This window comes from Clostridium felsineum DSM 794, assembly GCF_002006355.2.
GTDB lineage: Bacteria > Bacillota > Clostridia > Clostridiales > Clostridiaceae > Clostridium_S > Clostridium_S felsineum.
This window is the reverse complement of the sequence record NZ_CP096980.1, coordinates 3313506-3328175: the sequence shown is the minus strand read 5'-3', so window position 1 is coordinate 3328175 and position 14670 is coordinate 3313506. Positions and strand designations below refer to the sequence as shown.

Genomic DNA, 14670 nt, shown 5'->3' with positions numbered 1-14670 from the left:
TAAAAGGGACTCTTTTATGAGTTCCTTTATTTAAGCTAAAAGAATTATAAATTTAGTTCCATTTTTCTATTCCTTGTAGACATTCCTAAGGACTCATAAAAGTTAATGGCATTTTTATTAAATTCACATACAGTTAATTGCAGAGAGGAAACCCCTTGTGATTTTATAAATATGACAATATGATTAAATAATGCTTTTCCAATGCCAAGCTTTTGATGAGTGGATTTTACACAAAAATGATCTATATAAGCAAATTTAGATTTTAGAAGTAATGAAATATTTCTTTGTAAAATAATTTGTACAATACTATATGCTATAATCTTATTGTTATAAGTATCTTCTACTACAAAAATTTTTATGTTAGATTTAGTTAATAAATCTTTGAAGGTATCTTTTAATAAAGGGCTATCGGTTTGTAAATAAATATCTAGTCTATTTTTAACATGTAAAGCATGTACTTCTTTAACAAGTTCTAAAATGTGTATATAATCATTTTCATTGGCTGTTCTTATTTTGATGTCCATAAAAAACCTCCTTAATATTAAATATAATCATTCTCTTGATAATGAAGTATTTTAAGGGATAATTCAAATTTTGATAGCAAGCTACTATTGTTTAAGCTTATATTTAAAATTTTTTCTATTTTATGAAAGCGATAAAAAAATGTACTTTGATGAATATTTAATTTTTTAGCAGTGTCGCTTGTGTTTCTATTATTTTGTAAGTAAGCACTAAGAGTTTTAATAAGTTCAGTATCATTAATATTATCTAATTCATATAGTTTTAAAATAAGAGGGTGTATAAGCGTATTAAGTTTGATCTTATAATTATCTTTACATAAACTAAATAAATAATATTCTATGTAGTCCTCAAAATAGCAAATAAGTTCTTTTGTATTAAGTTTTTTAGAGAGTTTTAATGTGCAAATTGTTTGCATGTAAAAATCTTTTATATAAAGTAGATTGTTAAAAGGTAAGCTTAGAGAAGAAGAAAGTTTATTTAATCTTAAGAAATTTTTAAAGTCCTCTAGGATTTTTTCTTTAATATAATAGCAATTAAGGCTTACAAGAAATATAAGATTTCCCTTATAATAAGCTGAGATACAGTTTACTAATATGCTTTTGATATTTATAATAAGCTTTCTTAATTCAAAATTATAATTATAATCACTATAATTTTTTTTAAATGGTATAGCTAATACTAAAAAGTTGTCTTTTAAGGTAAAACTGGTGGTTTCTAATCGTGCTTTTATATAGGAAAGATCATCACAGGGATTTGTAAGTAGATCTATTAAATAATATTCTTCAGAGAAACCAGTTTTTGTTATAAAAAAGTTGTTTTTTTGTACTTGGGTAGATAAAACTGCAGCTAAGGTATTTACTAACTCTAAATCAGTTTTAATAAAGCTGCGTACTTTCTCTATAATACATATATAGGCTATAGTAATATCGTTAACTCTTATAGCACAAAATATAAGGTTTAAATCCGAGTAATGAAAAAATGCATCTGAGGAATCATAAATATCGTCTATGCATTTGTCCTTTTTCATTGTTTTTATAGTGTCAAAAATTAGGTAAGTATTGTTATTATGATATTCTATGGAGTCAGTAACTGAATGGGATAGATAAGAGCGTCCCATGATTTTATAGCTTGTATCAACAATAAATATAGGATTATTTAGATGCATTTCAGCTGCATTTAAAATTTCATCAATATTACTGCTATTATAGATTGAACTATATATTTCATATTTCTTTTCAGATAGTTGTAATTCACTATGTATAAAGTTTTTAATAAGTTTATAAATTTTTTCTGGATTATTAGTTATAACTTGAAAGCAAGCTTCACTAAAGTTTGAACTTGATATTACTAAAATATTATAAGGCGATTTTTGGTATTTATCTGTTAAGTATAATGTATTTTTAGAAAAATTATTTTGCCCCTTTAAATATTCAACCTCATTAAAGAAAGTTTCTCTATTTAAATTTTTTGTTTTCACATTATAAGAATTTTTAGTAAGAAAATTTAACAGTTTATAGAGTTTAGGCAATATGAGACCTCCTTAAAAGTTGTTCTATTAATTTATTATACTTTATGTACCCAAGGGCTTCAAATTATATTAGAATTAAATAATTTGTATGATGAATCACGAAAAACTGTTAATTTATATTACAACAGGGATAATAATTTTTGGAAATTTGAGGAAAAATCAAGGCGGATAATTAAGTTTTGTGAATAGAAAATTCGAATGGTTTAATAAAATAAACTTCACTATTATAAAAATCGTAATGGTTATTTTATGAAGTTATAAAAAAGTACATTAAAGCGATTAGAGAAGCTTAATTCGGGTAAGTGTCAAGCTTCTCCATTTATATATATTTAATAAAAGGGGTCTTTGTAGTAAAGTTAAAACAATAAGTACAAAGGATAAGGTGTAAATAAAAGTTGTTAAATCCTTAACTAAGTACTAGATTATTATATTATCTTACAGAATATATGTCAACTAATTGATAAACAGTAAAAAAGTTCCTAGAGTTATTTCGGGCTAAAAAATCGTTTACAATTAGTAGAATTAAACTATTAGAAAATTTTTACTTGAAAATAGCCTGGTCATTAAAAGCCAGGCTTTATTTTTATTATAATTCACTTTACATATAAGAAGTTCATAGTATAACAACATTATAACGTTTACATAATTTGATGTCAAGTAATTGATTTTGAGTTAAAAAATGTAATATATATAAAAAAATAGATTAATGATATGCAATGTAATTTATCTATAGTATAGTTTAATGAAAAAGTGAGACTTTCCTGAAAGTCCCACTTTTTATTTATAAAGAATTTTAAGTTTGAATTTAGTTGTTACTGCTTGAAACACCAACAGTATCAAAAGCAGAATCTACAGCACTAGCTGCCGAAGAACCGTATAAATCAGAAGCAGCAGATTCTAATGCATTTCTTGCACCTGAAAAATCTGAATCATTAGTTAAATAATTAGTAAGGGCTCTATAGTAAATATGAGCTGTTTCATTATTACCCAATGACTTTGCAACTAAGTAAGCTGCTTTATTAGGTATACCACTGTTTGTGTGAACACCACCATTATCATCATATGTGTTAACATAATCATTCATATTAGCTGGTTGATCATAAAGAGTTGGATCAGCTAAACTTCTTAAAGCTTTATTGGTAGTATTATTTAAGTATAAGCCTTGTCCAACAACCCAATCACCTGCATTGAATTTCCATGTGCCGCCACCTTTAACATTGTATTTGTCATAAGTTGAAATTAAAACTCCAAAGGTATCTGATATAGATTCATTTAAGGCACCAGACTGATCTTGATAGTCTAAGTTAGCAGTGTATTGAGTTACTCCATGAGTAAGTTCATGTCCAATTACATCAAGGTCACCAGAGAAATAAGTGAATTCAGTGCCATCACCGTCACCATAAACCATTTGACTTCCATCCCAGAAAGCATTATCATAACCTTTATCGTAATGTGTTGTAGAAATTATACTCATGCCTTTATTATCTATGCTGTTTCTGTTTAATATGTTTTTATAGAAGTCATAAACTACACCTGCGTAGTAATGAGCACTAACTTCTGGCTTAGCAGTTTCAGTAGTGAATTTATTTGTTTTATTAGTAACTAAGCTTCCAGGTTCAACTTCTTTATTATTAGCAGTATACGTTTTAATTTGTCCAGTCATTGGTTTTGTAGTATCTATAAGTTCATAAGTACCTCGACTAAGTAATAGGTTAAGAGGTTTTGTTGATCCGTCAACTGCTGTACCTGTACCGGTCGATGCACCATCATATCTTATTTTATCTAGTGTCTTAACTACTTTTCCAGAAGTAGCATCAATTAAAACTTCCCAGTTAGCTATATCAGGATTATTGTAATGAATATTAACACTGTAAACTGTAGTTGGAACATTATTTTTTACTATAACTTGTTTTTTTGCTTCAGGTGTTTCCACTAAAACAGTATAGTTGAATTGCTTTTTTGCAATAGAAATTGCTTTTTGAGCTGAAATTTCAGAGGCTTTAGTAGCTGAATAAACCTTTTTGTAATCTTTATTAACTGCTCCTACTATGTTTTTCACAACGCCGTCCTTATCTAAGTGAAGTATAATTTGGCTTCCACGAATTTCAGTTCCGTCAATAGTTTGAGCTACTTTAACTTTTGTAAGGCCTAATTCGTCTTTGTCAATAGATAGTATTTTAAAGTTATTTGCTCCAGTTACGTTTAAGAAGGAACCCTTATTTTGTTCAAGATAGGCTAATATAGATTGTTCGTTAATTTGAAGCTTTTGTGAAAGATTACCATGTAAAAAAACGGTCTTTTTTTGATCTTCAAAATTGTCAGCTTTCAATTGATGGCTTGTCCTTCTTACTGAATAATTTTGTTTAACTGATGGTTTCTGAGCTGTTAAGCTCTGAGCAAAAACCTCATTAAAACTGCTTAAGCTGGATACAACAGCTGCAGTTAATACAATAGATAATAATTTCTTTTTCATAAAATTTTCCCCCTAATGTGTATTATTTTATTAAAAATGTAATTTAATATATTGTAATTATAATATTTGTCAATAAAAAGTGTCAATTAATGATAAATATCCAAAAACACTACTGCGAATGGTGAATGTAAACATAACCGTTTACATCTTTTTAGAACTGTACTTTTTCTTTAGAATGGATTGTATAACTATATTTGGTAAAAATGATTAAATATGATATTATTAATATGTATGGCTTATTTTTTTGTTAACACATAATGTAAAAGAAAGTAATGTAAGTACACTGTATAAACATGTTATAGTAATATAGCTTGTAAAAGAGAAGCCACTTTGCCAACTATAACATAGTAAATAAATATGTAAAATATGAAATCAAAAATAAATAAGTTTTATGGAAAAATCTTATGTAAAAAACAAATTTACATTGTAAAATATGGAATCTCATAATATAATGTGAATATATTTATTGATGAAGGATTGGCTTTGAAAATATTAAAGTGATTTATTGTTGTAATTTGTACTGTATTGTTTATGCTTATATTAATTACAAATGTACAAAATATAAGATACTTTACTTATATGACGGTATGTAAAAAATTGAATGAAAAGATTATATATTATATACTAAGTTAGTAAGAATTATTTAAAACAAAGTTTTAAGACTTAACATTTTACGGAGGCTGAAAATGACCATTTGTATATTTATGAAAGGTGATGATAATACATGAAACAAGGTAATTATGGGTTAGATGCCCCTTCTGTAGTAATAACTTATATTTCTTTAGGAATAATATTTTTAATTTTAGGAATAATTTTTTACTTTAAGCAAAGTTGGTTTATAAATTTAGGTGTTATATTTTTATTTTTAGGATTATATATGGTGTATGGTAGTAAGATAGGAAAATATAAAATGAGAGAAAAAATAATAAAAAGGCTTCAAATTAATGGAGAGGAAATAGTTTTAGATGTAGGTTGTGGAAGAGGACTTATGCTCAATGGTGTTGCAGGAAAACTTAAAAGTGGAAAAGCTTACGGTATTGATATATGGAGTGCAAAAGATCAATCTCAAAATAGTTATGATGAAACTATAAAAAATGCAAAGATTGAAGGAACAGAAGATAAGATTCAGGTTGTAAATGCAGATATGAGGAAAATTCCTTTTAAGAATAAGTATTTTGATATAATTGTTTCAAGTCTCGCAATTCATAATTTGAAAAACAATGAAGAAAGAAAAAAAGCCTTACTTGAAATATCAAGAGTTGCAAAAAAAGGATGTAGAGTAGCTATATTAGATATTGCACATGTAAAATATTATGAAAGTATTTTTAAAGAGCAAGGATTTGAAATTGAGCATTTTGATAAATGTCAATTTCAAATATTTCCTCCAGTGAGTGTGCTTTATGCAAGAAAAAAGTAGAGGTGAAAAATTTGAAAACAATAGGATTAATAGGTGGTATGAGTTTTGAATCTACATTAGAATATTACAAGCTTATAAATGAAACGATACAAGAAAAATTAGGAGGACTACATTCTGCTAAATGTTTGATGTATTCAGTAGATTTTGAAGAAATAGAGATGTTACAGCATAAAAATAAGTGGACAGAGTTAACGGACATTATGGTAGAAATTAGTGAAAAGTTAAAATATGCAGGGGCAGATTTTATAGTAATATGTACTAATACAATGCATAAAATGGCTGAAGATATAGAAAAAAGAGTGGGAATAAAGGTTTTGCATATAGCAGAGGTAACTGGTGAAAAAATAGCTAGAAAATCCATGAAAAAAGTTGGACTACTTGGAACTAAATTTACTATGGAACAAGATTTTTATAAAAAAGTTTTAAAAGAAGTTTTTAACGTAGAAGTAATTATTCCTGATGAAAATGAAAGAAAAACAATTCACGAAATAATTTATAATGAGCTTTGTAAGGGGATAATAAAAAGACAATCTAAAGAAAAATACATAGAAATAATAAATAATTTAGCTTTAAGAGGTGCAGAAGGTATAGTATTAGGCTGTACAGAAATACCATTATTGATAAAACAAGAAGATGTTAAAGTTGCAATTTTTAATACAACTAGGATACATGCTGTTGCTTCTGCTGAGTTTGCTTTAAAAAATTAGTAATAATTATTTTTAGAAGGTTTAAAAAGTAGTTTTATTAATTGATCTTTTAAATTAAATATTATAACACTTATAATAATAATGCCTCCTCCGATAAAAGTACTTATAGTAGGGATTTCTTTAAGCATAAGGAAGCCAAGTATAGAGGAAAGAAGAGGGGTAACAAACATAAAGTTAGTAACGTCACTAGTTTTTTTAGCCAGAGATAAAGCACGTCCCCAAAAAAAGTATGCTATTGCACTTGGAAATGCACCTAAATATATAACAGACAAAATATGATCTGGCTTAGAGGTTGTTAGCTGATTAAAGCTTTTAAATGAGAATATTGAAAGAAGAATAGTGCCACAAATCATGCTGTAGGTAACAATTTCTAAGGCTGTATAGCTCATAGAAGAAAGCTTTCTATTTAGGATATTGTAGAAGCAAAAAACAATGGCAGCAGTAACAGTCCATACAAGCCCAATGTTTATGGAAAAAATACCATTGGATAATAAAAGAATTAAAACTCCTACAAAGGCTAATAGTATTGAAAACCAACCAAGAGTATTGATTTTTTCTTTATAGCATTTTGAAGCTGCAATAGCAGTCATAATTGGGGTGGTAGCTATAACTATACTGGAGGTTGCAGAAGTTAGAGAATGTATGCCAGTATTAAAAGTAATCATATAGAAAGTAAAGCCTAAAGCGCCTGATATGAAAAACAATGGTATATCCTTCGCTTTGGGTTTTCTTATGTTATTTAATATTCCGAGTATAATTAAAAAAATAGAGGCTATACTGCATCGAATAAAGCCAAGAGAGTTTGGACTATAATGGTTCATTGCTATTTTTGTAAGTGGGAAGGCAGATGCCCAAAGAAAAACAGTGATAAAAGCTAGTATATTTCTTTTTGAAATTTCATTCATGTTATCAGCCCCTTTATATATCGTGTACTTGTATTTTTCATAGGTTCATATTATCATGGTATTACTTTATTAGTAAAATTGAAATATATGAAAAGATATATTAAAAAAACTGATATGGAGGAAAGATGGAGCTTAGAAATGTTAAAACTTTTATTAGGGTTGCAAAGTTAGATAGTTTTTCAAAGGCTGGTGAAAGCTTGGGTTATGCTCAATCTACTGTAACGCTTCAGATTAAACAGCTTGAAGAAGAGCTTGGGGTGCTTCTTTTTGAAAGAAAGGGCAAGAAGGTTACCTTATCTCAAAAAGGAAAGGAATTTCTTGTATATGCTAATAAGTTAATTAAATGTGAAGCGGAAGCCATAAATGCTGTTACGTGTGAGGGTAAACCTAAGGGTGAACTTAGAATTGGAATTTTAGAGTCACTTAGTGTTTCTAATTATATAAGGGCAATTAAAGAATATATGAAAAACTATAAAGAAGTAATTTTAATTGTGAAAATTGCTACTACCTTAGAGCTTATGAATTTTCTTTCAAAAGGGCTTTTGGATATCATTATTTTATTAGACAGAAAGATTACAAAGCCTGATTTTCAAGTGTTTTTTGAGAAGGAAGAAAAAATAGTTTTTTTCTCGTATTTAAAGCATCCTATGGCAAATAAATTAGTTACTTTAGAGGATATTTCCAGGGAAAAGTTTATACTCACGGAAAAAGGTTGTAATTATCGTCAGGTGTTTGAGGAGAAGCTTCTGGAAAAAGGACTAACCGTAAATTATTGCCTAGACATTGGAAGCACAAAAACAATTATTGAGTATGTAAAAGATGAACTTGGAATTTCACTTTTGCCTGAATTTAATTTAAATGAAGTTATTGATAGAGAGGTTAGTAAGATTTCAGTTGAAGCTTGCCATATTATTTTGTACACCCAAGTAATATTGAATAAAGATAGGTGGAAATCACCTACGATAAAAGCTTTTTTGGATATAATTTCAAAATATTTCAAATAAAAAGGGGCTGTTGCAAAACTAAAAAATAGTTTTGCAATAGCTCCTTTGTTGTATATAAAAAATGTGAGTTCCGAAGAACTCACATTGATTGTATAATTAAATTATGAACGTAACTAAATTATACACAAAAAATTATAATCAATTTAATGATAATTTGCAACTTATATTACCATTAAATTTAGAAAACTTAATACCAGAAGATGATTCGGTTCGTTTGCTAAGCTATTTGTTGGAGGGATTAAATTATAAAAAATTGTACAAGGCGTATTCTTCCGTAGGAAGAAAATCAGCAGTTGAACCCAAAATCATGTTCAAAATAATATCTTATGCTTATTCTCAAAATATTTATTCAAGTAGAAAGATAGAAAAAGCATGCAAAAGAGATATAAATTTCAAATGGCTACTTCAAGGCTTTAAAGCACCTGATCACGCTACTATAAGTAGATTTCGAAAAAAATATCTTTCAAATGAAGTGATTGAAGATTTATTTTATCAACAAGTTAACTATTTAGCTAAAGAAAAAGAATTATTATTTGAAAATGTATTTATCGATGGTACTAAAATTGAGGCAAATGCCAACCGATATACTTTTGTTTGGAAGAAAGCTATTTATAAAAATGAAGGTAAGATGTTTGATAAAATTATTGCTCTTGTTAAAACCATTAATCTTGAAAGATTAATGAAATTCACTATTGAGAGAGAAACTTTGATTGATGATATAAACAAAATTCTTCAATGGCTTTTATTTGAAAAAGAAAAAAGAAATATAGAGTTTGTTCATGGAATCGGTAAAAGAAAAACTGCAATTCAAAAGTGGATAGAACAACTATCACAATATAAAGAAAGACAAGAAAAATATAATTTAAGTAAGAAAATATTTTCAAAAAGAAATAGCTATTCTAAAACTGATACTGATGCAACTTTCATGCATATGAAAGATGATCATATGAGAAATGGTCAATTAAAACCTGCCTATAATGTACAAATAGCAGTTGATAGTGAATATGTAACTGGTGTTGGAGTATTTGATGATAGAAATGATATAGCAACATTAATACCAATGATTACTAATATGCAAGAAAAAATTGGTCATAAATATACTAATGTGATTGCAGATTCTGGTTACGAAAGTGAAGAAAACTATTTGTTTTTAGAGTCTAATAATCAAATACCATATATAAAACCTCAAACTTATGAGAAATGGAAAAAAAGAAGTTTTAAAAACGACATCAGTAAGCGTGAAAATATGAAATATGATGTTAAAACAGATACATATATTTGTCATAATAATAGAAAATTATTCCCATCATATATTATTCATAAAAAATCTGCAAGTGGGTATACGTCTGAGGTTACTGTTTATGAATGTGAAAATTGCGATAACTGCACTTTGAAATCAAAGTGCACAAAAGCAAAGAATAACCGAAAAATGCAGGTTTCAAAGACTTTTATTAAAAAGCGTCAAATTTCATACAACAATATCAAAACTGAATTGGGAACTAAATTGAGAATGAACAGATCTATTCAAGTTGAAGGTGCGTTTGGAATTTTAAAAAGCGACTATGAATTCAAAAGATTTTTAACACGTGGAAAAAATAGTGTAAAAACTGAATTTATTTTGCTTTGTTTTGGATATAACATTAACAAATTACATTTAAAAATCCAAAATGAAAGAACTCAAAAGTATCTTCACGAATTAAAAACTATTTCCTAATTATGGAATAATATAGTTAGGTTTATTTTAGTGCGTCAAAATCTCATGGAAATTCAAATAATTAATATAGTATTTAAAATATTAGGCAATTTTATAGCTTAAACAAAAAAAGAGCATCGCTCATGATTAATTTTAATCATTTTGCGACACTCCCTTTTTTATTTTTTTGTAAATCTATTTCCCGTGTTTATGTAAATTAAATTTCCAAATACAATAATTACTATTATTGCAACAAGTATAAGATGTTCGTAAGGAAAATGTATATATTTACTTATAAGATAATCTACAAGAAAAGCGAGTCCAGTAAAAATCAATAGATTTCCTGTAGTTTTGTACATTTTTTTTATATCAAGTTTTTCCTTTTCTTCTTCTGGAAGCATGCTGTATCCAGAGACCATCCAATTTGCTTTTCCGGTTCTTAATATAAGACCGAAAACAAAAAATAATAAAAATCCAACAATTAATATCATAATTATATTTACCTCACATTCTAGTGTAAACTTAGATACATATATTGTACTATAATTATATTTATTTGCAACGAATATCTGAATTTTATGTGTACAGCTTTATTTGTTAACAAAATTTTAAAATGTACTATTATTGAATTATAAAAAGTCGTGAAAATATTGTAAAAATATATTATAATGATAAAATATATAAGGAAACATGTTACTATAAAAACCCTATAGATATAAGGGGGTGTAAAAATGGAATCAGTAAGTAATTGTAATAGACAGATAGAAAATTTGCAGGAGAAGATAAAATTTTTGTATCATGCCGATAAATATGATCTTACAATAAAACAGTGTATTAGTTTACTGGAATATGAACCTAATGATTATAATGGGTTATATTATATGGCTATAAGCTATGAGAATTTAAAGCTTTTAGACAAGGCTATAACAATTGCACTTTATTTAGCTGAAAAAAATCCTGATATGGGACAGCCTTACCAAATATGTGCCCATATATACATAAATTTAAAGGATTATAAGAAAGCTGTAGAGTATGCAAGAAAAGCTATAGAACTGGATCCCTACTACGGAGAATCTTATTACACTTTATCTTTTGCACTCGACAAACTTGGGGGAGAGGAAAATATAAAAAAGGCTGTAAAGTTAATTGATAAGGCAATGGAAATAGAGCCTGAAAATAGTGTATATCATATGCATGCTTGTGGACTTTATTATGATATAGGTGAATGTTATAGAGCTAAACAAGAGGGAAAAAAAGCAATAGAGATAGATGTAGAGCATGCAGGAGCATATTTAAATTATGGATGTGTACTAATAGGCTTAGGAGAACTTCATGAAAGTCTAGAGTGTTTTTATGAAGCGCTTAAATTAAATCCTAATTATAAAGTTCCTCTGGACAATATAAAAGTAGTTAAAGAGTATATTGAAAATCCTAAAAAATATTATAAAGCACTAGAAAAGAAGTTTTTTGAAAATGACTTGAAGATAAATAGTGATTCAGAGTCTTTTATCATATTAGCGAAGATTTATATTGAAAATGAAGATTATAAAAGTGCCTATGAAGTTTTTATGAAATACTTTAATATAAATCCACATGCAATTGAGAGGCATTTAAAATATATAGGAATGTTTTATGAAAAAGATGCATTTAGTGAAGTTAAGTTATATTTAAAGGCTTTAAGAGAAAAAAATCCTCATGAGAAGGAAATAGTTAGGTACATAAAAGAAGTAGATAAGACAATAAGAAAGTTAAAAATAGAAAAAATAAAAGAAAAAATAGAGTCTGTACTAATAGATAAAATGACCTGTTTAGAAGTGTGGGGCAGCAGTGGAAATAGCAAATGATTACGATAAGAAGATAGAGAATTTAAAAAAAAGAATAAAATTTCTATTTGGTAGTGGTAAATATGAACTTACAATAAAAGAATGTGAAATTTTACTTGAAGAAGAAACTAATGATTATATTGCACTATGTTATATAGTTTTAAGCTATAGAGTTCTTGATAAAAATAATAAAGCTCTCGAAGTAGCGTTAAATTTAGTTGAAAATTATCCAGAGATCTCCTATGCTTATAAATTATGTGGTAATGTATATTTCGATATGGATAATTTTAAACTAGCAATTAATTATTGTAATAAAGCCATAGAGCTTGATCCTAATAATGCTGATGCATATTACATAAAGGCATTTTCACTTAAAAAGCTTGGTGGAGAAAAAAATCTGTATGAAGCTGTGGAATTGACTGATAAGGCATTAAGTATTGATCCAGAATATGATGAATATCACATTTTTGCAGCAGGTTTGTATACACATGTGGGGCAGTATTATAAAGCAAAAGAAGAAGGAGAAATAGCTTTAAAGTTAAATACTGAAAGTTCTAATGCTTATTTAAATTATGGATATTCATTAATATATTTAGGGGAGTTAGAGGAGAGTATACGAAACTTCTATGAAAGTCTAAGGCTTGATCCTAATAATGAAATAGCACGTAAAAATATTGATGTAGTAAAAGGGTACATAGAAAAACCAGAAAGCTATTACGATTTTTTAGAAAAAAGATTTTTTGAAAATGATCTAAAAATGGACAGCAATTCGGAAGCTTTTGTTATTTTGGCAAAAATTTTCTTGAGTAGGGATAAATATTATGAAGCTATGAATGTGTTTTATAGGTTCTTTAAAATAAATAAGAAGGATGTAAAAAAACATATAAGGTATGCTGAAATACTTTGTAACGGCGGCGCTATGTCAGAGGCTGTGGATTATTTAAAAGTATTAAAGAGAAGTAATCCTAAGGAAAAAGAGATAGATGAGTATATGGAAAGAATATATAGAAAGGCTAGGGAAGCTAATATAAAAATATATAGTAAGAGCCTTTTTAAGATTAAGATTTGGAGAGCACTTAAAAAAGAGTTCACTAATTTTAATTTTCTAAGAGATATTATTAAGGTGTTAATTATCTTAAAGTTAATAGCCATATTTTTAAGGTTATTTAGGTAATTACAAAAGAGGAGAATAGATATGGATGAATTAGAGATATTAATAAATGCGTTAAGCGTGAGCCCAGAAAATTCAGTTTTAAGAAAACATGTGGCAGAGCTTCAATTTAAAAAGGGTTTGTTTGAAGAGGCGCTTTTAAATTTTAATATAGTTCTTGCTGAGGAGTTTAACTTTGAAACTCTAGAGTGCAAGTTAAATTGTCTTGTTTCCCTTGAAAGGTTTGATGAGGCAAAAACAATTGTAGATGAGGAAATGGACCCCGAAGAAAATTGGGCAAATGGTCATGTAATACTTTCAAAATGTTTTTTTCATAACAAAGAATATAAGAATGCATTAAAGAGTTATGAAAAGGCGGTAGAGTTATTACCTGAATTGAAAGACGATGAATTTTATAAAAAGATTAAAGAGTTTGATCCAAGAGAAAAATTAAGAGAGCTTCAAGGAAATACGGTTGAAGAGGAACATGAAATATATAATGATTTTTCTATAGATAAGCCTAAAAGAAATATGTTCACTTTTCAAGATGTAGGAGGCATGGAAAAAGCTAAAGAGAGTATAAACATAAATATAATATTCCCACTTAAAAATCCAGAGTTTTTTAAAGCCTATGGCAAAAAAGCTGGTGGTGGTATTCTGCTTTATGGACCTCCAGGTTGTGGTAAAACTTTTATGGCACAAGCCACAGCAGGAGAATGTAACGCGAATTTTACTAATATATCAATAACGGATATATTAGATATGTACATAGGAGAAAGTGAGAAAAATCTTCATAGTATTTTTGAAAATGCAAGACGTTATAAGCCAGCGGTTATCTTTATAGATGAAATTGATGCTATAGGTGGTAAAAGACAATCAATGAGCAGTAGTGCCTCACGTTCTTTAACAAATCAATTACTCGTGGAAATGGATAGCACGCAGAGTGATAATGAAAACTTGCTTGTAATCGGAGCTACTAATACACCTTGGCAGGTTGATTCAGCGCTAAGACGTCCAGGTAGATTTGATAGAATATTATTCATTCAACCTCCAGATTTTAAAGCTAGAGTAGAGATACTAAAGCTTCATTTAAAAGACAAGCCATGCGAAAATATTGATTATGAACGTATTGCTAAAAAACTTGTAAAGTACTCTGGTGCCGATATAAAAGCAATTTGCGATGTGGCAAGTGAAAATGTAATAAAAATAGCTATGACAAAGGGGAAAATACTTCCTATTACAACAAAAGATTTAAATGATGCTGTAAAGCAAGTTAAGCCTTCTACAATAGAGTGGTTAAACACTGCTAAAAATTATGCTACGTACAGTAATCAAAGTGGAATATATGATGAAGTGATAGAATATTTAAAGTCTGCTGACTAAAAGTTTATGGTTTTCCTCGCAGGATAAGGTATAATAATTAGTAATACTAAAATCCTGGGGGGAAT

The 14670-nt window shown here is 27.9% G+C and carries 12 protein-coding genes; 7 read left to right on the top strand and 5 right to left on the bottom strand.

The window, feature by feature from the left end; genetic code table 11:
* Positions 1-44: 44 nt before the first annotated feature.
* From CLFE_RS15860 to CLFE_RS15850, 3 genes are all read right to left on the bottom strand, one after another.
* On the bottom strand, positions 45-524 hold the full coding sequence (locus CLFE_RS15860) for a GNAT family N-acetyltransferase (RefSeq protein WP_077894379.1): 480 nt from the start codon (positions 522-524) through the stop codon (positions 45-47).
* Between the two features lie 17 nt (positions 525-541).
* Positions 542-2050: a PucR family transcriptional regulator gene (locus CLFE_RS15855; protein ID WP_242951670.1), complete on the bottom strand. Its 1509-nt coding sequence runs from the start codon at positions 2048-2050 to the stop codon at positions 542-544.
* A gap of 805 nt (positions 2051-2855) precedes the next feature.
* Complete coding sequence (locus tag CLFE_RS15850) at positions 2856-4523, bottom strand: M4 family metallopeptidase (protein WP_077894378.1); 1668 nt, start codon at positions 4521-4523, stop codon at positions 2856-2858.
* Between the two features lie 724 nt (positions 4524-5247).
* On the opposite strand from CLFE_RS15850, the gene CLFE_RS15845 reads away from it, so the two are divergent.
* Both CLFE_RS15845 and CLFE_RS15840 read left to right on the top strand, forming a co-directional pair.
* Entirely contained in the window at positions 5248-5940 is a 693-nt protein-coding gene (locus CLFE_RS15845; protein WP_077894377.1) for a class I SAM-dependent methyltransferase, read from the top strand.
* A gap of 11 nt (positions 5941-5951) precedes the next feature.
* The gene (locus tag CLFE_RS15840) at positions 5952-6647 is read left to right on the top strand and encodes an aspartate/glutamate racemase family protein (protein ID WP_077894376.1); all 696 of its coding nucleotides are present in this window, start codon (positions 5952-5954) and stop codon (positions 6645-6647) included.
* Here the strand turns inward: CLFE_RS15840 and CLFE_RS15835 are convergent.
* Positions 6644-7552, bottom strand: coding sequence for a DMT family transporter (locus CLFE_RS15835; protein ID WP_077894375.1), 909 nt, complete (start codon positions 7550-7552; stop codon positions 6644-6646). The two genes, CLFE_RS15840 and CLFE_RS15835, sit on opposite strands and share 4 nt — an antisense overlap.
* Positions 7553-7677: 125 nt before the next feature.
* On the opposite strand from CLFE_RS15835, the gene CLFE_RS15830 reads away from it, so the two are divergent.
* Both CLFE_RS15830 and CLFE_RS15825 read left to right on the top strand, forming a co-directional pair.
* Positions 7678-8556 carry a LysR family transcriptional regulator gene (locus tag CLFE_RS15830; RefSeq protein WP_077894374.1) on the top strand — a complete coding sequence of 293 codons (879 nt, stop codon included), beginning with the start codon at positions 7678-7680 and terminating at the stop codon, positions 8554-8556.
* A 103-nt stretch (positions 8557-8659) separates the two neighbouring features.
* A complete protein-coding gene (locus CLFE_RS15825; RefSeq protein ID WP_250944600.1) occupies positions 8660-10270 on the top strand; it encodes an IS1182 family transposase in 1611 nt (536 codons plus the stop codon).
* Between the two features lie 158 nt (positions 10271-10428).
* Here CLFE_RS15825 and CLFE_RS15820 read toward each other — a convergent pair whose 3' ends face one another.
* Positions 10429-10740 carry a DUF3784 domain-containing protein gene (locus tag CLFE_RS15820; protein WP_077894943.1) on the bottom strand — a complete coding sequence of 104 codons (312 nt, stop codon included), beginning with the start codon at positions 10738-10740 and terminating at the stop codon, positions 10429-10431.
* A 240-nt stretch (positions 10741-10980) separates the two neighbouring features.
* Between CLFE_RS15820 and CLFE_RS15815 the strand changes: the two genes are divergently transcribed.
* From CLFE_RS15815 to CLFE_RS15805, 3 genes are read left to right on the top strand one after another with little or no spacing between them, the layout of a single operon-like run.
* On the top strand, positions 10981-12093 hold the full coding sequence (locus CLFE_RS15815) for a tetratricopeptide repeat protein (protein WP_077832650.1): 1113 nt from the start codon (positions 10981-10983) through the stop codon (positions 12091-12093).
* A complete protein-coding gene (locus tag CLFE_RS15810) occupies positions 12077-13246 on the top strand; it encodes a tetratricopeptide repeat protein (RefSeq protein WP_077894942.1) in 1170 nt (389 codons plus the stop codon). The genes CLFE_RS15815 and CLFE_RS15810 overlap by 17 nt, the downstream gene beginning before the upstream one ends.
* Positions 13247-13267: 21 nt before the next feature.
* Positions 13268-14605, top strand: coding sequence for an AAA family ATPase (locus CLFE_RS15805; protein ID WP_077894941.1), 1338 nt, complete (start codon positions 13268-13270; stop codon positions 14603-14605).
* Positions 14606-14670 lie beyond the last annotated feature (65 nt).